This window comes from Bradyrhizobium sp. AUGA SZCCT0105 (genome assembly GCF_018129565.1).
GTDB lineage: Bacteria > Pseudomonadota > Alphaproteobacteria > Rhizobiales > Xanthobacteraceae > Bradyrhizobium.
Map to the genome: position 1 here is coordinate 731,016 of NZ_JAFCMK010000001.1, position 20,151 is coordinate 751,166.

Genomic DNA, 20,151 nt, shown 5'->3' on the forward strand with positions numbered 1-20,151 from the left:
GGGCGGGGTTGTCCAATTGTCGTTACATCACAACCACTTGGATTTCCACGGGTAAACCTACGGTAAGTCTACCCGGCTTTTTGGCGGATTTCACTTAGCCTCTGCCGCGTCAGATTGCCAGTCCGGATGATGGTGTCCGTAGGTGGTTTGAAGCATTTCGAGGCTCATTCCGAGGGACCGGGCGGCCTGCCACGGGTCGACGCGCTGGCGCATCATGTGGGTGGCCCGGGAGTGCCGCAGGGTGTGCGGCGTGACGTCGGCCGAAAGCTTCGCCAGCTTGCGGGCGGCGCGCCAGCCCTCGCCATGATCCAGGACCGGTCCGCCGCCGTACTCCATGATGAACTTTGCTTTGGGGCCGTCGAGCCGCCGCCAGCGGCGTAGGTGCGACAAAAGCCGGCGCCCGGCCCGAACTGGCGGCGTCCGCTTCCTCGTCTCAGCGGCGCCGTCAGGGCGCCTCAACATGATGCCGGTTTCAAGGTCGACCATCTTCCAGGACGTGCCGCCGATCGCGGTATGGCGGGTGCCGGTGTACCACCCTATGATGAAAAACCGGAACAGCCGCTTGCGCTGGCCGGGCTTAAGCCGCCGTATGCCATGCCAGAGGAATTGGGCGGCCTCCGATCTGGTGAGCCATCGAGTGCGCTTTGCCGGCGGTGGCGGTTTATCCACGATGGGCAGCACGCGGAGCGGCCCTTTGCCGCTCTTCTTGTGCCAGTAGATCGCCGCCGCGTGCAGCATGCCGATTTCCCGGCGGCAGATGGTCGGGGCGCTCCGATGCGCGATGTACAGCTTGCAGTTTTCGGGGGTGATCTCGGCGGCGCGCTTGCCGCCCCACCATTCCTCGAGGTTGACCATATCGGCCGCGACCGACGCGGCGGACGGCTTTCCGGTCAGCCACTCATCCGAGTAGACCTTGAGCATGTCAGCAATGAGCGGGTCGCTGCCGGCTGCTATGCTGTGGTTGGCGGCGAGGTATTCCGCGAGGAAGTCTTTAGCCGCTTGAAGCTCGCTCTTGCCGCAGCCCGTGCGGACTGTTTTTCGGCCGTCGATGACGGACCAGGTTTCGCGTTCTTTGTCGAGCCAGAGGCGGGGGCCGGATTTTGGGCGCGGCATTTCTTTTCCTGCATTTCCCGCACAAAACGGAGGGTCGTGAAGTCTTGGCGGCCAACCCGAAATATTTCAAGCATCCCGCGGGCGTGCTCGGCACGCAAGCTGGCCTCGGTGACGATCCCACGGAAGGCCAGTTCACAAGCCTCCGTGAGCGTGATGGGGGTTTCGTCGCCGATCTCGGCTGGCGCGACGCGCTTCAATATCCTCTCCACTTCTCGATCGGTGACGATGCGGTGCGCTTGGCCGGCGCCTTCGCGAAACCGCGGCTCCGGATCTTCGACCGCTTCGCCGGCTTGAGCCCGTAGGCGCTTTTCAGCACGGCATCGGCCTTGCGCATGCGCGGGTTGTCCTCGGTGTGCGTCTTGACGTCGGCGCAGGGCAGGCAGTGAACCTTGCAATTCGCCGCGGTCGGCTCGCCGCCAAGGCCGTCTGGCTGAACGTGCTCGTAGATGAACCCGCCGGACCGAACCTCCTTGCCGCAGTTTTCACACTGAGGCCGGCCGGCGAGGTTTTCGACGCCTTCAACCCTGCATTCTCGGCAGCACCGCGCGAACGCGGCCTTGCGGACCGACTGCGGGAATTCCTGGCGTTCCTGGCCGCGCAGGTTCATAGGGGCTTCCCGCCGGTGCACAGTCCGCGCCGGACAAGCGAGTCATGTTGCTCTGTTTTGAGCATCATCTTTTCCAGCGGGGACAGCGGAAACCGCTTGCTGCTGCTCGGCGGCTGGAATTGCGCGAGATACCGACGCTGCGCGGTGAGCCATGCCTTGTAAGCCCAGCCCTTCCGTTGCGCGAACGGGTAGTTTTCGCGCAACAGCTTCGCCCGATCCCTGAACGGGGTGTCCTTCGGAAGGTCGGCGGTGATGGTGCGGATGTGGTCCCAGGCGCGATCGGTCCAGCTCAAGCGGCAGTCTCCCGCTCGCGCGCTCGCTGTTCCTTCGGGTCGCTCCAAACGATGCCGTTCTCGGCGCCCCACGCGAACATGAATTCGATGAGGTCGCGCATTTCCCCCACGCTGAGATCGGATGAGGACTGCCCGTAGGGGACAAAGCCCTTGCCGTCGAGCGTCGGCAGAACGGTAAATTCCTTGCCGCAAGCCTGCATGAACACAACCTTGGCTTCATCGGTCGTGTAGGGCCGGCCAAAATCGTACTGGCTCACAATGTCGGTCAGCATGGCCCACATGCGGTCGTTCTGTTCGATGGTGCGCTGAGGTGCTTTGAACTCAACGCGCGTTCCGGCTGGCGCCTGGTTGATCCAGCGGATTGCGCGGTCGCGGACGTCGCGGCCGGTCAGGACGAGCTGCGGGCGGCCGGTCATGCGGGCACCGCCTGTGAACGCTGCTCCAACGTCCTCTTGAGGGCGAGGGCGGCGTTTTTATCGTGCGCCCAATATTCCTGCAGCGCCACGCGGTTCTGATCGGCGAAGCGCGCGACCGCGTCCGGCGTCATGGCCCGCGTGTGTTCGTCCACTCGGTCGTAGAATTGACCGTGCGGGACGCGGACAAGTGTGCCGGCACCGTCGAAAGTTGCAAGCAGCGCCGGGCCACCGATGCGCTCAAGCCGCGCTGTGGCGTCCGCCTGGTCGGCAAGCTCGGCGGGCGTCAGTTCGCGGTAATCGGCGTCCGTGATCGAAGCGTGACGATCAACCTCGGCTTCCTCATGCACGGTCGCTAAATCTTCGGGCCATCCCTTGCGGAGGGCTTGCATCTCGGCGCACTTTGCAATCTGGTTGCGGCCGGCCTTTGTCCATTGCGCTTTCTTCGGGTCGAGCCGCTGTGTCTCCTGGGCGCCTTGACGGAGCTGGCGGCGCATCTTTGGCTTACCGCTGTCGGGCCATACGTCGCCGGTGTCGACGTATTCGTAGGCGGCGGGATCGCCTGTCGTGACGATCGGCGCAAATTCCTCCCAATAGACCTTGCCGACGATCCGGCGGAACGGGTCCGCGGGCGTGGGGCGATGAAAGACGCCGACAGTGCAAGAAACGATGCCGTGCGGGTTGGTCAGCGGGTTTTTTGCTTCCTCGCTGAATTCCAACCGTGGCGGCTCTTCGTCGGGTTGGTAGTTGCCGGTGCGCGCCGCGATCGAGCGCGCACCGTCGATTCCGACCACCAACGTCAGTTGCCGGGTCGCCTCGTTGTCCTTGTTGAAGACGAAGGCATAAACCTGCTTCCGGATCGGCGAGAGCCGCAATTCCCGGCAGAGCATGGTGAACAGGCCGAATTCGTCGTTGTTGCAGTCCTTCGCATAGGTGCGACGAACCAGGGAGAGCGAAGAGCCGTTATCCCACCATGACAGGCTCGATGCGGCGCGCGGGACAATCGCGTTCATGGGATCAGCTCCACTTCACGGTTACGCCGGTGCCGCCGTCGATGAGTTCGGCGCCGGGGATGGGCGGGAAGGCGGCGAGCAAGCGCGCCTTGGCATCGGCGTAGTCGTCTTCGGGAAGGCTGCCGGCTTTTACTGCGGCGTCGAGCTCGTCCAGCTTTCCGGCCAGCGTGTCGCGGCGGTCCTTCAACGCCTTGAGTAAATCGGCGCGGTTCAATGCCGGTTCGGGCGTCTTGAAAAACTGGGACGGGATAGCCGCCTCATCGGTTACGTCGATCTTGTCCGGCTTCGCGCGGGAGAAGATGAGGGCGAGCGGCCGCTCAATCCGGCGCTGCTCCAAGACGTCGAGCACGCCGAGCAGCATCGTTTCCATGCTGCGGCACCGATCATCGAGCCGCTTTTTGCGCAGTTCGCGCTTCGCCGACATGGCGTCGATGCCGGCGATCTGCTCGCGGTCGAGTAGGATCTGAACCAAGACCTGGTCGACCATTTCCAGAAGGTCGGTTTCTCCCTCGATCGTGTCGCAAAGCAGCGTCACGTCTTCATCTTCGCCGAAGATGGCCTTGAGCTGGTCTTTAAGGGCAGATGCGGCGACAAGCTCGCGTTGCAAGTCCCGCTGCGGCGCGGCCGGCGGCTTCGCGCGGCGCGGCGCGCGGATGGCGATGGGCTTGATGTTCTCAGTGGGGAGCGGTTCGGCGGACATTTATGCGGCCTCCTGGCTGTGGGCTTCTTTGTCCCTCGCAATCGCGAGGTCGATCTTCGACAAGGCGAGCGCAACAGCGGCGCGGGCCTCGGCGAGAATTGCGGTCGAGTGCTGGCAGGGCGCGGCGTCGCGCGGCGCAACGTTGTGAATGAGCCCGTCCACGTCATCGGCGAGCCATGACGCATAGCCTTCAACTCGGGTGTTGCGGGCGGCTTCCGCCTCGGCGGCGCACTGCTGTTCTGTTGTCGTCACGGCAATTCACCTTTCAAAATCGGGTAATCTGGTCCCCAGGTCTCGACGCGCTCGGAGGCGGATGCCACCTTGTCGACGGCCTGGATCTTCACGGCGAGGCCGCGGGCGCTGATCTTCCCGGTGGTCCAATCGGACAGCCAGTCGCCAAGCGCCCAATCGAATCGGGCGCCGGCGACAGCTTCGCGGGCGAGGCGGGGCAGGCGATCGAACATCGCGAGCGTCCCAATCTCGAGCAGATCGCCTTGCGAATTGTTCACGCGCCGGCCCCGATCGCGGCCCAGACGCAAAGCGCGCTGATGAAAGCGGTGATGATGAAGAAATCGCGGATATCGCTGCTGTCGCAGCCGTGGCGGCGCATGAACTTGAGCATGTTAGCCCCGGGCGTCTTCGATGACGGCCACAAGGTCGTCAATTGCATCCTGCTCGGTGCGGCCGAAGCCCTGGAACATGTACCCGTCGTCGTCTGGCTCGTCGCTGTCGCGCGTGGCGCACCAATCGTAACGGCGGTCCGGGATCGGCGGGAAAACGTGCGTGCACACGATCTTGTCACCAACCTTCTTTTCGGCCTCCTGGCGGTGCAGCCGATCGCAGCCGGCGCCGTCGCATTCCTCGCAACGGCCGATGTCGCGTTCAAAATCGGGGGCGTCGTTTTGTGCGATGTGCTGGAAAAGGCGGCCGTCGATGCAGCGGACGTCGAAACGAAAGTGCTTCATGGTCGATTACTCCGCGGCCTGTGCCATTGCGCCGGTAACCGCCAGCTCGTCCCAGCGATAGGAGAGGGCTTCCGAAACCTCGCCGGTTTCCATCAGCTCGCGCACGGTCTCGGCGCACAGCGCGGAAGCCGCGACGGTGGTTTCGGTGAATTCCTTCTGGGCGGCTTCGCGCTCGCGCTCCCAGCGTGGCGAGCCTCGGTAGGCGAAGGCGGCCGACATGCGGTCCGAGAAACGGGCCTGCTGCGGCTTTGTCGCGGAGTTGAAATACCAACCGGCTTCGGCCTCGGCGCGCTCTAGCCTTTCGCAATCTTCGCTGAGGTCGTCGGGTGCGTAGTGCGGGTTTGGTGAGTAGTAGGACATCGGCGTTTCCCCGTGCTGATGGGAAACATGATAGTGGAAGAAATCCCACTGCACAATAGGAAAGTGGGAAAAATCCCTCGTCCTTAAAGTTCTTGATTTGTTCTTATTCAGAAGGCACGATCTCGCACAATCAAAAATGGGAGTGCAGTCGTCATGAGTACAGCGACCTATTACGTCGCGCAGCCGTTTGAATTGACCAAAGGCGGCCACCTGGTGGCCGGCATGCCGCAGCAGGTTCAGAGCGAAATGGCGGCGATCAGGCGGGCCGAGAGCTTGGCAAGGAAGGGTGGGGCGGTCGCGTTCAGTCGGACCGGCGATTTATCAACAGGCGATTTTGAGGACGCAAAGATACTGCGAACATTTGGGCAGGTGCCGGATGATATTCTGTAGAGAGCCTCCCCGCCGTGTTAGGTTTGGATGGCGCTAGAAAGAGCAAACATGGATTCGACTTATAATTTGAACGGTGGCTATAAGCCGACATTAAAGCGATTTGCTGACCTGGATGGTCCCGACTTTTTTCCGACACCTCCTTGGGCTGTGGAAGCACTCATGGACAACGAGGAATTTGAGGGAGATATCTGGGAGCCGGCGTGCGGTGACGGCTCGATGGCGAGGGTTCTAGCTAGCCGCGGCAACGCCGTAATAGCGTCGGATCTCTACGATCGCGGTTTCGGCGAAATAGGAGTCGACTTTCTAAGTTCAACTCGCGCGGCTGAAAACATAGTGACAAATCCCCCATACAATGCGGCCGAAGGGTTTTTAAGGGTCGGATTGTCTCTCGCGACGAAGAAGGTCGCGCTTCTGTTGCGACTTGCATTTCTTGAAGGTGGAAGCAGATATCGATCAATTTTTTCTGTCGTACCTCCCACCCGGGTTTGGGTCTTCAGCGAGCGCATCACATTCTATCCCGCTGGAGTTCAGCAACAGGGCTCCGGAACTACCGCGTATGCTTGGTTCATCTGGGACAAGTCGGCAGCACAGGGTAGCAGCCAGCTTTGCTGGCTACCGCCTGGTTATAAGGCTGCGTCTGCCAAGGAGAAGCCGATGCTGTGAAGGTATTCGAGGCCTTCCTCGGTGACCTTGACCTCGTCCTGCGCCGTTTTCTTCGCGTACCCCAAACTGAAGATACTTTTGGATGAGCTTGCGTGCGATATGACGTTGCCAACGATTTGGCGCCATCGTGGCTCGGAGCCCCGGGATGGAAAAGGCTCTAAGTCGGTAGCAGAAAATTCAACAACGCTCTCAATGAAGTTCTTGATCTGAGCTGTTGTCGCCTTGCGACCCGGAAAGCAACTTGCGGCTTTCAAAACCGCGTCGCGGGAGTCTTTCTCCTTAAGTTGCTGGCCTCTCAGCGGCTCGAGTTTCCCATATACGAATTGCTGACCGCGTATCCAATGCAGCGCAGTCTTGTTTAGACCAAAACTTTCGCAAGCTTGCGTGACGATCTTCTCAGCTTCCTCCTGAGTCATCGGTTCCGTATAGAGCGAGGTTATTTTTTTCGGATCACTGCGATAATGCCTCAAGCTGAAATGGACTGAGTTGTTTATGCAGAACGCCGCGTACTCAAACTCATCCAGATCGTCGGTCCCAGTGTGTATTCTCAAAGTAAAAAAGCGCAGTGCACGCCCCAATATGGCCTGGGGTTCAAGTTCGCGATCAAGCTCATGCTTGTTCTGCTGGACGACGTTTACAGCTGCTTGTTTGTTACGTTTGCCTTTAGGCATGCGTAATCGACCCCATCGACTGTCTTCATTGTGATTCCAGGTGTGCGGCCTGCGTACCAATTTACGTGGAGCGGGCCTTGGTTTGGTTCAGGACAAATCTCCGTCGTAAAATCGATGCCTCTCTCGCCATTCTGCAACGGCATGGCATATCCGCGAACGGTTGCCGTGTAGCCGTATCGCGCGGCGGTTCCCCAAATTTCACCCGAGCTTGCTTGCACAATTGCTATCTCTTTGGTTTGTAGATTAGTTTCTTTCCTGCAATATACCCCATACAGCATCACTACTTTCAACCTCCTCATTTCGAAATAGTCATCGTCGTCCCTTGTACATCCCAACAACCTGATGGCAGATCGGCCAGTCGGCTCGGTGCTCGCTGAACGTCTTGGCCGGGTTGTATTGCTCGAGCTTGAACGAGCGATCGTTGAATGAGATCAGGTGCTTGATCATCGACTTGGCGTCGCCGGTGCGCGGGTCGTGATCGTAGAGAATTACATCTGTGCCGCGCTCGGGCGGCCGGCGAGGATGGACGAGAGCCATATCGCCGGGGCGGTAGGCCGGAACCATTGATTCTCCGACCACTAGGACGCCATAGCTGTCGGGGACGCCTTCGAGGATGACCGGCCGCTTGACCCACTCCATTACGTCAGTGTGCACGATCATGAAGCCTTCGCCGCCCTGTGCGGCGGCGTAGATTGGGAAATCGCGAATGCCGACGAGTTGATTGCCGGGAACGAAAGGCGGAGGTGGTTCGGTGAGCGCTTTGACCTTGCCAGCCGGTACGTCCGCCATAAGACTGGGGCCAGCGCCCAGGAGTTCGGCCACCGTCCAATCCAGTGCGCGGGCAACCTGCTCGTGCTTATCCGATCGAATGGATGCCTTTTTCCCATTGATGAAGTCGCGAATGTAGGTGCGTTCGAGCCCGACATTCGCCGCGGCCGTGATCGGCGAGCGGTCCAGTTCGGCGAGCCTAGCAGCCATTCGCGATCGCATATCTGGTTTTAAGTCATTGTCCTTCATGTGGAAATTATCCCACTTAGGGTGGGATTTTCCAAATGGAAACAATCCCACTAAATCCCCTTGTGAAGTAGGATTTATTCCACTACTCTGCTTGGGTGATGCAGCAATCATTCGAGCAGGCTTGCAAGAAAAAGCTTTTGGCGTGTGCTGAGGCATACGCGCGGCAGCGGGATATCAAGCTGACGACGTTGGGCCGGATTGTCGTCAACGACAGCCGGTTCTTTTCTCAAATGCATGATGGCGGTCGGAGCTTCACGGTCCGCAAGTACGACGAAATCTTGCGATGGTTCTCGCAAAATTGGGCGCCTGGCGTTGCTTGGCCCGATTGGGTCGAGCGTCCCGCTTTGCCTGCGGCGAGGGACGCCGCCTGATGCGCAACGTTTCACCAACGTTTCAGGCCACGGGCGCGCCGCTCAAACGCGGCTATGTGGCGCAAGCCTTGATCGACGTGGGCGCGGTGCTGTTCGGCCTGCTGTTCATCGGAACGCGGCTCGCTTCGATCGCGCTCAACATCTTCGCTCTGTTTTTGGTTTTGGGGATCTAGCACGCGCGCGGCGAAAACCGCGAGCGGCTGGAAGGGGAAGGGTTCGTTCTCGTTGTCCGGGTTCGTCATGCCGGAAGTTCAAACATGGCGCGTTTTGCAAGTGTGCAAATTGATTTGGAGGCGAAAGCAAATGCCGCGGTCTGCGTATCTGGATGAAGCGGTTAGGTGGTCGAAAGACCTGACGAAAATGCGTTCTCGGGGTGCAGGAGACACCGAAAACGCGATGCGTTCGATAGAGCGTGAGTACGGGGTGGAATACGGCGTTCTCTGGCGGCTTCGCTATCGGCGATCTCAGCTCAAGGACATCGGCGTCACCGCGTACATGCGCCTCAAGGCGGCCTACCAGGCCGAGTGCCAACGTCAATTGAGGATGCTCAAGCATGAAATTGCGATCACCGAGGCGGCGTGCGGCGCTGCATCGGATCCTGTGGTGCAGGCTAAGGCTTTGGTTCGCCAGAACGGGGGCTAAATGACCCCTGCGACGCACCGACCAACCGAAACGGAATTGAAGGCGCACCATCGGCGCTCAGCGTTCCGGGCCTCGATCGACGCGAAGGCCGCTGAACTGGCGGCGTCCAAACTGCGAGCCGCGCTCGAGGCGGCGCGGCCTAAGCCTGCTACGGTCAAGCCTGCGCCTGTCGTCGTTGATCCGCCGCTCTACTTCCCGCCGATGAAAGGGCCGTGGTTTGCGATAGATGGTGCGACACTGGTCAAGACGCTGACAGTTCGCGACATCCAGATTGCGGTTTGCGATCGGCTCGGCGTGACCATGGCCGAATTCCTGGGCGAGCGCCGACATGGGCCGATTGCCCATGCGCGGCAAATCGCGATGTATCTCGCCAAGGTATTGACCGGGCGCAGCCTTCCGGAAATCGGCCGGCGGTTCGAACGAGATCACACCACGATCATGCACGGGGTTCGGAAAATTCACCGCGAATGCGGTCTCGATCCCGATCACCCGGAGTGTTTCAGCGTCGAAACTTCCGACCTGGTGAAGCTGCTCCGCGCCGAGGTGGAGTATTGCGATTGAGCGGCCTGCCGCTGCTCGAGCTGATGTCCGCGCCGCCGTCTTATCCGGATGGCGTGCCGCTCAACGTCTGCCAGCAGTTCGAGCGCCTGGCGCTCGAGGTCCGCAACGTTGGATATGACCGATATTCGGCGGACGCGATCCTGCATCGCATTCGCTGGCATGAACGGATTGAGCGCGGCAACCGCGCTTTCCGCTGCAACGACCATTGGACTGCGCCGCTCGCGCGCTGGTTCCTCCAAATCCATCCAGAAGCCAAGGGCTTTTTCGAGCTGCGGGAGCGCGTGGACGAATGACAGTGTTCAAGAACAGGCAATTCCGCCTGCCATCGGGCGAGGCAGCGCAGGATTGCGACCCTGTGATTGCGCGGATGTGGGCTGACAAATTCGATACCGTCGACATCGCCCGGCGCGTCGGGAAGCCAGAGAGCTACGTGGCAAATCGCTTGGCCGCTCTTCGTGACGCGGGGCGCCGATGAGTGCGCCTGTGTTTGTCCGCTGCAAGGATGACACGCTAGCGCGTGAGATCCTGACCGTTGGTCGCGTGTACGAGGTCGCCGGCGAGCGGGACGGCAATTACCGCGTCCTGGGGCGCTGGCTGGCAGTCCGGCGGTTCGAGCCTGCGACCTATGACGATTGGGTGGCGCAGCGATGAGCGACGGGCCTGCGATCGTCTACGTCAACGTCTACCGCCCGCTGATGGGTGCTTGCGGCACCGTCTGGGCCACGCGCGAGCTCGCCGACCAGATGGCGGCGCGAAATCGAATTGCATGCGTGTCGGTAAAGGTGGGGGAAAGCCTCGGCTGCACGCTGTTCAACATGACACGGGAAGGGGCGGCGGGGTGAATAATCCTTGGTTTCGGATGTATGGGGACGTCATCAACGATCCCAAGGTGATGCGGCTTCCGGAGGTCATGCGTTGGCGCTGGGTTGCGCTGCTGTGCATGGCCTCGAGGAATTCCGGCCGGCTTCCCGGCGTGCCTGACATCGCTTTCGCCCTTCGCATGTCGGAGGATGACGCCGGCGCGACGCTGTGGGATCTCAACGCCGCTGGGCTGGTCGATGAGGTCGAGCCCGGAATCTACGCTCCGCACAATTGGGAAGGCCGGCAGTACAAATCGGACAGCTCGACCGCGCGCGTTCGCGAGCACCGCGAGAAGGTGAAGCGCGAGGCGGAAGAGGCGGCGAAGCGAAACGTTTCATGTAACGGTGACGGAAACGTTTCCGTAACGGCCCAGAACAGAACAGAACAGAGCAGATCAGAACATAGCTCTCGGTCTGTCGACCGATCGGCGAGCGAGCCCAAACAGATCGACCTTGAGGAAGCGATAGCGGCGAAGCGTGGTGCTGAACCGTCTCGCTTCGATGAGTTCTGGCAGGCCTATCCTCGCCGGGATGGTCCGAACCCGCGCAAGCCGGCGGAAACCCGGTTCAACTCGCTGGTGAAAACCGGCCTCGACCCGGCAATGTTGATTGCTGCGGCGAGGAAGCTCGCAGCCGATGAGCACGCGCGCGGCAACGTCGGGACGAGGTTCATTCCGCAGGCCTGCACCTGGCTCAATCAACAGCGCTGGTCGGATCATGCGGCCGTCTTTGCGCTCCAGACGATCGGCGGCGAGGCAGCGCACGAAATGGCGATTGAGGATGCCGTGAGGATGTTTGCGCGCAATGGCTTCTGGTCGCGCCACGCTGGGCCTGCACCGGGGCTCACTGGCTGTCGTGCGTCGGCTGAATTGCTCGCTAAGCACGGGTTGACGATCGACGGGCGGCGCCTCGATGTCGTCGCTGCGTGAGTTATCCCGAGAAATCTTAAAACCGTTCGCTTTTCACTAGGCGCTTTTACCAAATCAACCGCTCTCTAAAACCCATGAGCATCGCAGACCTCAAGTCCCGCTTGCCGGATGTGCCCGGTATCGAAACGCTCACTCTCGCGCTTTCGGCCGGTCATCAACGTTTGACGTGGGCCAATGGCTCCATGTCCGCAAACGTCGGCGCCTTCGCCTCCGACCAGGACATTGAGGACGCAATCCGCAATGCGGACCGGCTCCCTGCCGTCGCGCTGATCCCCGAAACCTCGAAAGGAAACGTCATGTCGGTTACCGGCGCTGGCTTTGCCGGCGGCAACCTGAAAACCCAACTCGCCGCGATCCGCCAGAAGATGCAGGACGGCCAAGCCAAGATGGCCGCCTCGCTGGCGAAGATGGATCAGGCCGCGACCGCTCATAACCAGCTCGCCGATACCGTGAGCGCGGAAGCTGACGCTCTTCTGGCCGACATCGGTCAATTCACCAACGGGGGCGAGTAAGTCCCCCTATGGCTCGTCCGTCCGATTACTCCCTCGAACTCGCTGCCGTGATCTGCGACCGGATGGCCGAAGGTGAGAGCCTGCGCACCATCTGCAAGGCGGAGGACATGCCCGCCCGGTCCACCGTGTTCCTCTGGCTGGCGGCGCACAAAGAGTTCTCGGACCTATACGCGCGCGCGACGGATGCCCGGGCGCACCTTCTAGCCGAAGAAATCCTCGAGATCTCCGACGACGGCCGGAACGATACCTACAAGGACGACGACGGCAACGAGATGACCAATCACGACGTCATCGCGCGGTCGAGGCTTCGGGTCGACAGCCGGAAATGGCTGGCGGCTCGCCTGGCACCTCGGAAGTACGGCGACAAGATCACTCAGGAGCATACCGGCGCAGACGGCGGACCGATCAAGCAGGAGGTCAGCCGCATTGAGCTGGTCGCCGCGCCGTTCCCCGCGAACATGGGGGAAGGCTGATGAACGTTGGGCCTCACGCCGGCGGGTGCCTGATCTGGGCTTACCTGATCCTGATCGGTGCTGCTGTGGCGGCCGTCTACTTCTTCGGGTGACGCTGAGCCGGCAGTTTCCGGCGGACTGAGACAAGGAGAATGATTTGAGCTCTACCGAACAACAGTTGCAGGACCGCGTACAAGAGCTTGAGGCGCTGCTAGGCGTCGGCAACGACGACGTTTCGCGGCTGTTGACGGTGCTCGATGCCACGCCGCAGCAATGCGAAATGGTCGGGTTCATGCTCAAGCGCGCGGTCGCCGGCCGTGAGGCAATGTTCACCGTCTTGTTTGGCGCTCGGCCCGAGTGCGACAAGCCGGAAATGAAGCTGATCGACGTGCAAATGGTGAAGGTCCGCGCCGCGCTCGAGAAGGTCGGCATTCCGGTCCACACCGAATGGGGCGCCGGCGGCTGGTCTCTCACGCGATCGGACAAGGCCAAGCTCCGCGCCATGATGGAAGGGCGCGAGCCGCCGCCGGCAGCCGCGCCGATCGCGGCGCCGCGGCCGTCGCCGCTTCCGACGCCTGGCGCGCGGGAAGCGCTCCGCGACCGCCGCATGGCCTTCCTGGAGGGCGCGTGATGCTGCTCATGGCGCTGCTCTGCTTCCTCAACGAATGCCCGGGGCTCGCGTTCATCGCGCTTTGCCTCTGGGCTCTGTCGGAATGAAACGTTTCCTCTGACGTTTCATAAACGTTTCGCATGACCGCGGCTCAAATCCTCCTGCCTCCTAAGCTCGTCCCGGTGTTCACTGGCGATGCCATGTACCGTGGCTCGCACGGTGGCCGTGGGTCGGCGAAAACGCGCTCGTTCGCCACGATGGCGGCTGTGCACGGGCTCCGTTGTGCGCGAGCGGGCCAAGACGGCGTTGTGGTGTGCGGTCGCGAGTTCATGAATTCGCTGGCCGATAGCTCGTTCGAAGAGGTCAAGGGCGCCATCTACAGCACGCCATTCCTCGCCGAAGCCTACGAGGTCGGCGAAACCTACATCCGGACCAAATGCCGCCGGATCAACTTCGCCTTCATCGGCCTGCGGCACAACCTCGATAGCGTGAAGTCGAAAGCGCGCATCCGGCTCGCCTGGGTAGATGAGGCCGAGCCCGTGTCGGATGTCGCATGGACCAAACTTGACGCGACCGTGCGCGAAGAGGGCGCCGAGGTCTGGGTCACCTGGAACCCGGAGCGTAAGAAAAGCGCGACCCATCTGCGCTGGCGGGCCGATCCGCCGCCACACTCGAAAATCGTAGAGCTGAACTGGCGGGACAACCCGTTCTTCCCGTCGACGCTCAACCAAAAGCGGCTGAACGATCTCGAAAAGCGGCCGGATCAATACGACTGGATTTGGGAGGGCGGGTTTCGAACCGCTGTCGAGGGCGCTTATTACGCCAAGGCGATGGCGCAGGCCAAGGCCGAGGGCCGGATTACGTTCGTCCCTCGCGATCCGCTCTTGCAGACGCGGGCCTATTTCGACATCGGCGGCACCGGCGCGCGCGCCGACGCGGTGGCGATTTGGATCGCCCAATTCAGCGGCCAGAAAATCAACGTCCTGGACTATTACGAGGCGCAGGGCCAGCCGCTATCGGTCCATATCGACTGGATGCGCTCCCGCGGCTACGGCAACGCTTGGGTGATCCTGCCGCACGATGGCGCGCACGGCGACAAGGTTTTCGCGACGTCCTATGAAAGCGCGATCCGGGAAGCCGGGTTTGATGTGCTGGTGATACCCAACCAGGGCGCCGGCGCGGCCTCAGCGCGCATTGAGACCGGCCGGCGGCTTTTCCCGCGCATATTCTTCAACGCCGATACCACTGAGCCGGGCCGCGATGCGCTCGGCTGGTATCATGAGAAGAAGTCCAACGATGAACGCAACATCGGGCTCGGGCCGAACCATGATTGGTCGTCGCATGGCGCGGACGGTTTCGGTCTGATGTGCATTCACTACGATCAGCCGGCCGGCTCGCCCCCGCCGCGGGAGCGCTATCGCAGCTCGGGCCGCAGCTCGGGTGGGGGCTCTTGGCAGAGCGCGTAGCGCGTGGCGCAGGATATCAAGCCGCGCCTGTCTCAGAATGGGACAAAATGGGGCTGAGGTGCGCCATGGGTGTGAATATGGCGCAAAAGTCGTGAAAAGCCGATCGTTTCTCGTTTTGTTCACGCATGTGTGGTACAACAATGCGTTGTGGCGAATCGCCGAACTCGCTCCAAAATGGAGATTTGATTGCTCGAACCTAAGACGATGGCCCGGAGCCGTACCGCGGACCACTGGGCAAATGTCAGTGACGAAAAGCTGATCGACCTCGAGCTTGAGATTGATAATCCCGAAAGTCTCGCGGGTCTCGTGCGGGAGGTGCCTCCCAACTTCGCTGATGCTCACGTCGAGTTCAAATACGACCTGACGGGCGTCGAGATGACGGAGGAGTTTTCCTGCGTCCACGGCCATCACCGCCACAAGAAGGGCTTCGTGATGAATGTCGACGGCACCCGGTTCATGGTGGGGTGGCTGTGTGCAAAGACGATCTACAACGAGGACTTCGATCGCTACACCGCCGACTTCGACGCTGCCGTCATTCGAAGAGAAGCCATTCTGCGGGTCCAAGTCATCAAGAACGCCGTGATGCCGTTCGCGGCATGGGTTGCGGATCTTTCCAAGGCGGATTGCGTCAAATACTTCAGCAAGCTGCGTGGGTCGCTAAACCATAAGATGGAATGGGTCTACGACAACCTGCCCGCTCTGGCAGCCTTGGATGAGCATGTCACGAAGGCGAAGATGCCGAAGCACCTCTGCGATGAGGTCACCGACGTTCGCGAAGAGTGCAATAAATTGATGGTCGAAACATCCGCCGTCGTCGCCTCGCTGGCAGGAGAAGCGCAGAAAGTGGCAGCGACGATCGGAGCGATCAGGGCAAGGTCCGATGGACTGATCAAACGAGCGGAAGCGTTGCTTGTGAAATTGGGTGACGTTGAGCTGTTCTTTCAGCCTGCCTGCCTTGCGGTGATCTGCGAGCATGCCAACAAATACGACAATCCGAAGCGGCGACGATATCAGGCTAGCATGCTCTCCTTGGCTTGTCGGGGGGCCGACAAGGCGTCTGTTGAGTTGCCGAGAGACTTCAAGATGCCAAGCCGGCAACCCATTGAATCCTTACGCACAGCCATCGCAAATTCGGCCTGAGACGGATGTGCCAAGGGCCACCGCTCGGGCGGTAGCGCTCGCTAAACAGGCGACCGCCTCACCGCACACCGTGAGCAGTTTTCAACCGATTGGATTTTCAGGAGTTTCGTTACCCTGCAAAAGTAATCGCGAATATGCAATGATTTCAAAGGCTTTATGCACATAGCGTCGGACAGCGATTGAAAAAATGGATTTTGGTGTCGTTTGCGTTTTTTCTAAGCGTTTGTTTTTGCGCGTAGATTGAAAAATTGGCCCTCGGTGCGTTGCGTCGATTTGGAATCCGTGTCTCCTACTTAAGCCCCCTGACAAGAACGATTCGCTCTTCAGATTTTTCTGAAAGGAGAGCTGCGTCGTGGATAAACTTGCCTTCAAAGTCTGGGGTCTTGCTGTGGATGCCCAGGGGACGCTTGCTGTGGTCGAGGCGTTCATTATTGCCGTGTTGTTTGTTTGTGCGGTGAGTTGGCGGTTTCGAAAGTGAGAGAAACGGCCAAGAAAAATCATTTCCGCCGCGATGTTAGGACCAAAAATCAATCCAATCGGATGATTTTTGATGCTGAACGACGCGGGCGGCTACGGGCAGGGCGATAAGGACGAGCGCGAGGCGCCGACCGATGCCGATGGCATTTTTTCCAAGCTCCAGAAGTGGTGCAAAACCGACTTCAACAGCAAGGGCCAAGCTGCATGGCGCACCGAGGCCCGCGAAGATTTCGACTTTGAGGCGGGCGAGCAGCTCACGGAAGATGACAAGGCGATTTTGCAGGATGCAAAACGCCCGATCGTTATTTTCAATCGCGTCGGGCCCGTGGTCGACAGCGTGTCGGGCCAGGAGGTCGGCAACCGGCAGGAAGTCCAATTCCTGCCGCGCACCGAGGGTGACGTACAGGTCAACGAGCTGCTGACGGCGGCGGCGAAGTGGTTCCGGCAACAGTGCGACGCTGAGGACGAGGAAAGCGACGCCTTCCGCGACATGGTCGTTTGCGGCATGGGCTGGACCGAAACCCTGCTGGACTATGAGGACAATCCCGAGGGTGATCCCAAGATTGAGCGGCGCGACCCGCTCGAAATGGTGTGGGATAGCGGCGCGTCCAAGCGAAACCTGCGCGACATGCGCCGGGTTTTCCACATCCGCCGCGGCGTGCCGCTGGATGAGGCCAAGGCGCTTTGCCCGGGTGATCCCAATAGGCCATTCGAGGACAGCGATTACAACGCCTCCTGGATTGATGACGTCGGGGCCAAGGACGAGGGCAAGCCGCACGAGAACGACAATCGGTTTTACGACAAACCCCAGACCGGAGAGGGCGAGGACAGCGACGACGGCGTGACGCTGGTTCGCGCCCAATGGTGGGAGCGCGTGCCGGTTTACCTGGTCCTTGATCCGACCGACCCGACCGGCGAAAAAATCCTGACGCTGGACAAGGACGATTTCGAGGATATGAGCGCGAAGGCGAAGCTCGCCGGCGGCTCGCTGCGCTTCACCAAGTCGACACGGAAGGTCTACCGGCAGGCCTATCTTGGATCGGTGCTGCTCGAGATCGGCGATGCGCCCTGCGAAGGCCATTTCTCGTTCCAGTGCATGACCGGCAAGCGGGACCGGAACAAAAACACCTTTTTCGGCCTCGTCCGCGCCATGAAAGACCCGGCGCGCTGGTCGAACAAGTGGATGTCGCAGACCATGCACATCATGAATACGACCGCAAAGGGCGGCGTGGCGGTCGAGCGCGGGCAGTTCTTCGACAATGACGCGGACGGTGAGGCGTCCTGGGCGAAACAGGACACGGTTACGTTCCTCAAGCCTGGAGCGCTCGGCGCGAGCCCGAAATTCGTTCAGAAACCGACCTCGCAATTCCCGCAGTCATCGTTTGAGCTGATGCAATACGCCGTTACGTCTCTGCGCGACGTTTCGGGCGTCAACGTCGAGATCCTGGGCATGCAGAGCGCGGCCGGGCAGGCGGCGAGCCTCGATTTACAGCGCAAGCAATCGGCGCTGACCATCCTGCAACCGTTGTTTGACAGCCTTCGCCGGTATCGGAAGCAGCAGGGCCGGCTCATGCTGTACTTGATCGAGCACTATCTTTCGGATGGGCGCCTGATCAAGATCGAGGGCGAGGAAAACGCGCAGTATGTCCCGCTGATCCGCCAGCAGGTTTTCACCAACAGCACGCAATATGACGTGATCGTTGATGAAAGCCCGACGTCGGCGAACCAGAAAGAGGCCACCTGGGCGATGTTGCAGCAGCTCTTGCCGGTCATCGGCAAGATGCTGCCGCCGGCAACCTGGCTCGCGCTGCTCAAGTATTCGCCTCTGCCGACCTCGGCGCAAAAGGCGATCTCGGACAGCATCCAGCAGGCGCAATCGCAGCCCGATCCGGAGCAGCAGAAGCGCGATGCGGAATTGAAGCTCCAGCAGGACAAGGCTGCGGCCGATATCGCCAACCACAAGCAGGCCTCGGACGCCAAAATCCAGACCATGCAGCAGGAAAGCGCGGCAAAGATGCAGCTCGCCGCGCAGGAAGCGCAGCATAGTGCCATGCTCAAGGCGTTGACCGCGCCTCCCGCGGTCGATCCGGAGACCGGCCAGCCGGTGCAGGGCTCGGGCGGCGGCGACACGGCGGCGCTGATCCTGGCTTTCATGCAGGAAATGCGGCGCGACATGAACACGCTGGCGACCGCGCTCAACACGCCGAAAAAGCTGATCCGCGATCCGCAGACCGGCGAAATCGTCGGCATCGCACCCGTAGGGACCAACTAAATGGCCGCTTTCAACAAGTTCAACGTTTTCATGGGCGACCTTGGCAGCAAGGTCCACAATCTGACTGCCGACGCGCTCAAGATACTGCTTACCGACGTCGCGCCGGTGGCCACGAACACGGTCAAAGCGAACCTGACGGAAATCGCCGCCGGCAACGGCTACACCGCCGGCGGCGGTGCGGCCTCGTTCACCTCCTGGACACAGGCCGCGGGCGTCTGGAAGCTCGTCTTGCAGCCGGTCCTCTTCACGGCGACCGGCGGCAACATCGCGCAATTCCGCTATGCCGTCCTCTACAACTCGACGCCGGCGAACGGAAACCTGATCGGATGGTGGGACTACGGCGCCGAGGTCAATTTGACCAACGGCAACAGCTTTACCGTCCAGCTCGACACCACTAACGGCGCGTTCACGCTCACCTGATGGCAAGCTCTTTTCTCGACGTCTGCCGCTTCACTCCGACCGCTGGCGGGACCACGGATTGGACCTATTCGAGCCCGGTCACCGGCTATCAGTCGCCGGCGGCTGCGGGCGCGGTCAATGGCGCGGTCTACAGCTATCGGGCGGAAAGCGCGGACCTGTCGCAATGGGAGGTGGGTTTCGGTGCCTACAGCACCGGAACCGGCGTGCTGTCGCGAACGACGGTGCTTTTCAATTCCGCCGGCACCACGGCGAAAATCAACTTCTCGGCCGCTCCGCAAGTCGCGGTTGTGGCGCTCGCTGAAGATCTGCTTTCGTTCAATGCGGCCCAATCGTTGACATCGCAGCAACAGCGGCAGGCGCGTCAGAACATCGGCGTCGATAATGGCCTGTTCATTGCGGATCGCAATGGCGTCGATCAGTCCGGCATGACAGCCAGCGCTTACAACAAGATTTCGTTCAACAACAAGGTGAAGGACGCGAACGGCTGGTACGATGCGACGACGAACTTCCGTTACACGCCACTGATTGCCGGCACATATGCTATCGCACTGTCTGTTGTCTCCAACCTCAGCGGCGGCGGCGAAGGCCCACAGGCGGCCTTGTACAAGAATGGCGCTGTCGCAAAGCTGGGCACCTACAGCGCCACAGGAGGCGTGACCAACAGCATGATCCTTGCGGCGATCCCCATGAACGGATCGACCGACTACGTCGAAGCCTACACCTACCTTCCGTCCACCATAACGTCGATGCTTGGCGCAACGCGGTTCAGCTACTTCCAAGGCTGGAGGATTGGTGACTGATGTATAGACCGGAACAGTTCGTCGACGCGATCCTCAGCCTTTGCTCTGGGCTGCAACCGCGCATTGACTTCGACGTCACCAATGACGGCGATGGCCCGGTGATTTCAGGCTGGTACCGGACGGACGTCGCGCAGCCGACGCAAGCGCAGATCGAGGCGGTTGACACGGATGCGCTGCAAGATCCGGCCACGGTACTGCCGCAAGATCTGATGGCGCAATTCACGGCGGCCGATGCTGCGAAAATTCAGGCAGCGATTGCCGGAAACGTTTCGTTCTGGCTGCTCTGGCAGGCCTTCACGACCCAGCGCGATCCCATGGTGGTAAGCAACGATCGCTTCAAGCAGGGTTGGGCCGGCCTCGTCTCGATCCTCGGCCAAGCGCGGATGAACGCGATTGCCAGCGCGCTCGGCGTTTCAGCACTGAGCGGCTAACGG

At 60.9% G+C, this 20,151-nt stretch carries 32 protein-coding genes; 21 read left to right on the forward strand and 11 right to left on the reverse strand.

The annotated features are described in order from the left end of the window. Nucleotides 1–90 precede the first annotated feature (90 nt). A complete protein-coding gene (locus JQ573_RS03390) occupies nt 91–1,113 on the reverse strand; it encodes a tyrosine-type recombinase/integrase (RefSeq protein WP_212317437.1) in 1,023 nt (340 codons plus the stop codon). Here JQ573_RS03390 and JQ573_RS03395 point away from each other — a divergent pair. Further along, nucleotides 1,101–1,415 (forward strand): hypothetical protein, encoded by a 315-nt coding sequence (locus JQ573_RS03395; RefSeq protein ID WP_212317436.1) that lies wholly within the window; start codon nt 1,101–1,103, stop codon nt 1,413–1,415. The two genes, JQ573_RS03390 and JQ573_RS03395, sit on opposite strands and share 13 nt — an antisense overlap. A gap of 301 nt (nt 1,416–1,716) precedes the next feature. Here JQ573_RS03395 and JQ573_RS03400 read toward each other — a convergent pair whose 3' ends face one another. The 8 genes from JQ573_RS03400 to JQ573_RS03435 all read right to left on the reverse strand — a co-directional run bounded on the left by JQ573_RS03400 (nt 1,717) and on the right by JQ573_RS03435 (nt 5,464). Further along, nucleotides 1,717–2,013: a hypothetical protein gene (locus JQ573_RS03400; RefSeq protein WP_212317434.1), complete on the reverse strand. Its 297-nt coding sequence runs from the start codon at nt 2,011–2,013 to the stop codon at nt 1,717–1,719. Beyond that, on the reverse strand, nt 2,010–2,429 hold the full coding sequence (locus tag JQ573_RS03405; RefSeq protein ID WP_212317432.1) for a recombination protein NinB: 420 nt from the start codon (nt 2,427–2,429) through the stop codon (nt 2,010–2,012). The genes JQ573_RS03400 and JQ573_RS03405 overlap by 4 nt, the downstream gene beginning before the upstream one ends. Next, the gene (bet, locus tag JQ573_RS03410; RefSeq protein WP_212317430.1) at nt 2,426–3,439 is read right to left on the reverse strand and encodes a phage recombination protein Bet; all 1,014 of its coding nucleotides are present in this window, start codon (nt 3,437–3,439) and stop codon (nt 2,426–2,428) included. Before bet ends, JQ573_RS03405 begins: the two co-directional genes overlap by 4 nt. 4 nt (nt 3,440–3,443) lie before the next feature. After that, nucleotides 3,444–4,139 (reverse strand): siphovirus Gp157 family protein, encoded by a 696-nt coding sequence (locus JQ573_RS03415; RefSeq protein WP_212317428.1) that lies wholly within the window; start codon nt 4,137–4,139, stop codon nt 3,444–3,446. Then, the gene (locus tag JQ573_RS03420) at nt 4,140–4,391 is read right to left on the reverse strand and encodes a hypothetical protein (RefSeq protein ID WP_212317426.1); all 252 of its coding nucleotides are present in this window, start codon (nt 4,389–4,391) and stop codon (nt 4,140–4,142) included. Next, nucleotides 4,388–4,648, reverse strand: coding sequence for a hypothetical protein (locus JQ573_RS03425; protein ID WP_212317424.1), 261 nt, complete (start codon nt 4,646–4,648; stop codon nt 4,388–4,390). The genes JQ573_RS03420 and JQ573_RS03425 overlap by 4 nt, the downstream gene beginning before the upstream one ends. A 114-nt stretch (nt 4,649–4,762) precedes the next feature. After that, nucleotides 4,763–5,104 carry a hypothetical protein gene (locus JQ573_RS03430; RefSeq protein WP_212317422.1) on the reverse strand — a complete coding sequence of 114 codons (342 nt, stop codon included), beginning with the start codon at nt 5,102–5,104 and terminating at the stop codon, nt 4,763–4,765. Nucleotides 5,105–5,110: 6 nt separating this feature from the next. Continuing rightward, a complete protein-coding gene (locus JQ573_RS03435) occupies nt 5,111–5,464 on the reverse strand; it encodes a hypothetical protein (RefSeq protein WP_212317420.1) in 354 nt (117 codons plus the stop codon). 153 nt (nt 5,465–5,617) lie between these two features. Here JQ573_RS03435 and JQ573_RS03440 point away from each other — a divergent pair, with 153 nt between their 5' ends. Beyond that, complete coding sequence (locus JQ573_RS03440) at nt 5,618–5,854, forward strand: hypothetical protein (protein ID WP_212317418.1); 237 nt, start codon at nt 5,618–5,620, stop codon at nt 5,852–5,854. 48 nt (nt 5,855–5,902) lie between these two features. Further along, nucleotides 5,903–6,517, forward strand: a complete 615-nt coding sequence (locus tag JQ573_RS03445) for a hypothetical protein (protein WP_212317416.1) — start codon at nt 5,903–5,905, stop codon at nt 6,515–6,517. Here the strand turns inward: JQ573_RS03445 and JQ573_RS03450 are convergent. Further along, nucleotides 6,478–7,188 carry a hypothetical protein gene (locus tag JQ573_RS03450; RefSeq protein WP_212317414.1) on the reverse strand — a complete coding sequence of 237 codons (711 nt, stop codon included), beginning with the start codon at nt 7,186–7,188 and terminating at the stop codon, nt 6,478–6,480. The two genes, JQ573_RS03445 and JQ573_RS03450, sit on opposite strands and share 40 nt — an antisense overlap. Nucleotides 7,189–7,497: 309 nt before the next feature. After that, nucleotides 7,498–8,205 (reverse strand): S24 family peptidase, encoded by a 708-nt coding sequence (locus tag JQ573_RS03455; protein ID WP_212317412.1) that lies wholly within the window; start codon nt 8,203–8,205, stop codon nt 7,498–7,500. A gap of 98 nt (nt 8,206–8,303) precedes the next feature. Here JQ573_RS03455 and JQ573_RS03460 point away from each other — a divergent pair, with 98 nt between their 5' ends. From JQ573_RS03460 to JQ573_RS03540, 18 genes are all read left to right on the forward strand, one after another. Continuing rightward, entirely contained in the window at nt 8,304–8,576 is a 273-nt protein-coding gene (locus JQ573_RS03460) for a hypothetical protein (RefSeq protein WP_212317410.1), read from the forward strand. Beyond that, entirely contained in the window at nt 8,576–8,749 is a 174-nt protein-coding gene (locus tag JQ573_RS03465) for a hypothetical protein (protein ID WP_212317409.1), read from the forward strand. Before JQ573_RS03460 ends, JQ573_RS03465 begins: the two co-directional genes overlap by 1 nt. A 130-nt stretch (nt 8,750–8,879) precedes the next feature. Continuing rightward, entirely contained in the window at nt 8,880–9,218 is a 339-nt protein-coding gene (locus JQ573_RS03470) for a hypothetical protein (RefSeq protein ID WP_249131200.1), read from the forward strand. Continuing rightward, complete coding sequence (locus tag JQ573_RS40875) at nt 9,219–9,779, forward strand: helix-turn-helix domain-containing protein (RefSeq protein ID WP_312014357.1); 561 nt, start codon at nt 9,219–9,221, stop codon at nt 9,777–9,779. It abuts the gene before it with no gap. Beyond that, nucleotides 9,776–10,072, forward strand: a complete 297-nt coding sequence (locus JQ573_RS03480; RefSeq protein WP_212317408.1) for a hypothetical protein — start codon at nt 9,776–9,778, stop codon at nt 10,070–10,072. The genes JQ573_RS40875 and JQ573_RS03480 overlap by 4 nt, the downstream gene beginning before the upstream one ends. 178 nt (nt 10,073–10,250) lie before the next feature. Next, nucleotides 10,251–10,430: a hypothetical protein gene (locus JQ573_RS03485; RefSeq protein ID WP_212317407.1), complete on the forward strand. Its 180-nt coding sequence runs from the start codon at nt 10,251–10,253 to the stop codon at nt 10,428–10,430. Further along, entirely contained in the window at nt 10,427–10,621 is a 195-nt protein-coding gene (locus JQ573_RS03490) for a hypothetical protein (protein WP_212317406.1), read from the forward strand. The genes JQ573_RS03485 and JQ573_RS03490 overlap by 4 nt, the downstream gene beginning before the upstream one ends. Beyond that, nucleotides 10,618–11,568, forward strand: a complete 951-nt coding sequence (locus JQ573_RS03495; protein WP_212317405.1) for a hypothetical protein — start codon at nt 10,618–10,620, stop codon at nt 11,566–11,568. The genes JQ573_RS03490 and JQ573_RS03495 overlap by 4 nt, the downstream gene beginning before the upstream one ends. A 74-nt stretch (nt 11,569–11,642) precedes the next feature. Then, a complete protein-coding gene (locus JQ573_RS03500; RefSeq protein ID WP_212317404.1) occupies nt 11,643–12,080 on the forward strand; it encodes a hypothetical protein in 438 nt (145 codons plus the stop codon). A gap of 8 nt (nt 12,081–12,088) precedes the next feature. Next, the gene (locus JQ573_RS03505; RefSeq protein WP_212317403.1) at nt 12,089–12,553 is read left to right on the forward strand and encodes a terminase small subunit protein; all 465 of its coding nucleotides are present in this window, start codon (nt 12,089–12,091) and stop codon (nt 12,551–12,553) included. A gap of 136 nt (nt 12,554–12,689) precedes the next feature. Further along, the gene (locus JQ573_RS03510) at nt 12,690–13,163 is read left to right on the forward strand and encodes a hypothetical protein (protein ID WP_212317402.1); all 474 of its coding nucleotides are present in this window, start codon (nt 12,690–12,692) and stop codon (nt 13,161–13,163) included. Between the two features lie 119 nt (nt 13,164–13,282). Further along, nucleotides 13,283–14,608 (forward strand): PBSX family phage terminase large subunit, encoded by a 1,326-nt coding sequence (locus tag JQ573_RS03515; RefSeq protein ID WP_212317400.1) that lies wholly within the window; start codon nt 13,283–13,285, stop codon nt 14,606–14,608. A 186-nt stretch (nt 14,609–14,794) separates the two neighbouring features. Next, nucleotides 14,795–15,748, forward strand: coding sequence for a hypothetical protein (locus tag JQ573_RS03520; protein WP_212317399.1), 954 nt, complete (start codon nt 14,795–14,797; stop codon nt 15,746–15,748). Nucleotides 15,749–16,100: 352 nt separating this feature from the next. Continuing rightward, nucleotides 16,101–16,226, forward strand: coding sequence for a hypothetical protein (locus JQ573_RS40575; protein ID WP_283815037.1), 126 nt, complete (start codon nt 16,101–16,103; stop codon nt 16,224–16,226). A 72-nt stretch (nt 16,227–16,298) separates the two neighbouring features. After that, nucleotides 16,299–18,497, forward strand: coding sequence for a phage portal protein (locus JQ573_RS03525; RefSeq protein ID WP_212317397.1), 2,199 nt, complete (start codon nt 16,299–16,301; stop codon nt 18,495–18,497). Next, nucleotides 18,498–18,917 carry a hypothetical protein gene (locus JQ573_RS03530; protein ID WP_212317396.1) on the forward strand — a complete coding sequence of 140 codons (420 nt, stop codon included), beginning with the start codon at nt 18,498–18,500 and terminating at the stop codon, nt 18,915–18,917. Further along, complete coding sequence (locus JQ573_RS03535) at nt 18,917–19,717, forward strand: hypothetical protein (RefSeq protein ID WP_212317395.1); 801 nt, start codon at nt 18,917–18,919, stop codon at nt 19,715–19,717. The genes JQ573_RS03530 and JQ573_RS03535 overlap by 1 nt, the downstream gene beginning before the upstream one ends. Continuing rightward, entirely contained in the window at nt 19,717–20,148 is a 432-nt protein-coding gene (locus JQ573_RS03540) for a hypothetical protein (protein ID WP_212317394.1), read from the forward strand. Before JQ573_RS03535 ends, JQ573_RS03540 begins: the two co-directional genes overlap by 1 nt. Nucleotides 20,149–20,151 lie beyond the last annotated feature (3 nt).

What these genes read in the sequence shown, in the direction of transcription:
- JQ573_RS03390 (WP_212317437.1), bottom strand. Translation starts at nt 1,113, where the DNA reads ATGCCGCGCCCAAAATCCGGCCCCCGCCTCTGGCTCGACAAAGAACGC.
- JQ573_RS03405 (WP_212317432.1), bottom strand. Translation starts at nt 2,429, where the DNA reads ATGACCGGCCGCCCGCAGCTCGTCCTGACCGGCCGCGACGTCCGCGAC.
- bet (WP_212317430.1), bottom strand. Translation starts at nt 3,439, where the DNA reads ATGAACGCGATTGTCCCGCGCGCCGCATCGAGCCTGTCATGGTGGGAT.
- JQ573_RS03415 (WP_212317428.1), bottom strand. Translation starts at nt 4,139, where the DNA reads ATGTCCGCCGAACCGCTCCCCACTGAGAACATCAAGCCCATCGCCATC.
- JQ573_RS03430 (WP_212317422.1), bottom strand. Translation starts at nt 5,104, where the DNA reads ATGAAGCACTTTCGTTTCGACGTCCGCTGCATCGACGGCCGCCTTTTC.
- JQ573_RS03435 (WP_212317420.1), bottom strand. Translation starts at nt 5,464, where the DNA reads ATGTCCTACTACTCACCAAACCCGCACTACGCACCCGACGACCTCAGC.
- JQ573_RS03440 (WP_212317418.1), top strand. Translation starts at nt 5,618, where the DNA reads ATGAGTACAGCGACCTATTACGTCGCGCAGCCGTTTGAATTGACCAAA.
- JQ573_RS03445 (WP_212317416.1), top strand. Translation starts at nt 5,903, where the DNA reads ATGGATTCGACTTATAATTTGAACGGTGGCTATAAGCCGACATTAAAG.
- JQ573_RS03450 (WP_212317414.1), bottom strand. Translation starts at nt 7,188, where the DNA reads ATGCCTAAAGGCAAACGTAACAAACAAGCAGCTGTAAACGTCGTCCAG.
- JQ573_RS03455 (WP_212317412.1), bottom strand. Translation starts at nt 8,205, where the DNA reads ATGAAGGACAATGACTTAAAACCAGATATGCGATCGCGAATGGCTGCT.
- JQ573_RS03460 (WP_212317410.1), top strand. Translation starts at nt 8,304, where the DNA reads ATGCAGCAATCATTCGAGCAGGCTTGCAAGAAAAAGCTTTTGGCGTGT.
- JQ573_RS03465 (WP_212317409.1), top strand. Translation starts at nt 8,576, where the DNA reads ATGCGCAACGTTTCACCAACGTTTCAGGCCACGGGCGCGCCGCTCAAA.
- JQ573_RS03470 (WP_249131200.1), top strand. Translation starts at nt 8,880, where the DNA reads ATGCCGCGGTCTGCGTATCTGGATGAAGCGGTTAGGTGGTCGAAAGAC.
- JQ573_RS40875 (WP_312014357.1), top strand. Translation starts at nt 9,219, where the DNA reads ATGACCCCTGCGACGCACCGACCAACCGAAACGGAATTGAAGGCGCAC.
- JQ573_RS03485 (WP_212317407.1), top strand. Translation starts at nt 10,251, where the DNA reads ATGAGTGCGCCTGTGTTTGTCCGCTGCAAGGATGACACGCTAGCGCGT.
- JQ573_RS03490 (WP_212317406.1), top strand. Translation starts at nt 10,427, where the DNA reads ATGAGCGACGGGCCTGCGATCGTCTACGTCAACGTCTACCGCCCGCTG.
- JQ573_RS03500 (WP_212317404.1), top strand. Translation starts at nt 11,643, where the DNA reads ATGAGCATCGCAGACCTCAAGTCCCGCTTGCCGGATGTGCCCGGTATC.
- JQ573_RS03505 (WP_212317403.1), top strand. Translation starts at nt 12,089, where the DNA reads ATGGCTCGTCCGTCCGATTACTCCCTCGAACTCGCTGCCGTGATCTGC.
- JQ573_RS03515 (WP_212317400.1), top strand. Translation starts at nt 13,283, where the DNA reads ATGACCGCGGCTCAAATCCTCCTGCCTCCTAAGCTCGTCCCGGTGTTC.
- JQ573_RS03525 (WP_212317397.1), top strand. Translation starts at nt 16,299, where the DNA reads ATGCTGAACGACGCGGGCGGCTACGGGCAGGGCGATAAGGACGAGCGC.
- JQ573_RS03530 (WP_212317396.1), top strand. Translation starts at nt 18,498, where the DNA reads ATGGCCGCTTTCAACAAGTTCAACGTTTTCATGGGCGACCTTGGCAGC.
- JQ573_RS03535 (WP_212317395.1), top strand. Translation starts at nt 18,917, where the DNA reads ATGGCAAGCTCTTTTCTCGACGTCTGCCGCTTCACTCCGACCGCTGGC.
- JQ573_RS03540 (WP_212317394.1), top strand. Translation starts at nt 19,717, where the DNA reads ATGTATAGACCGGAACAGTTCGTCGACGCGATCCTCAGCCTTTGCTCT.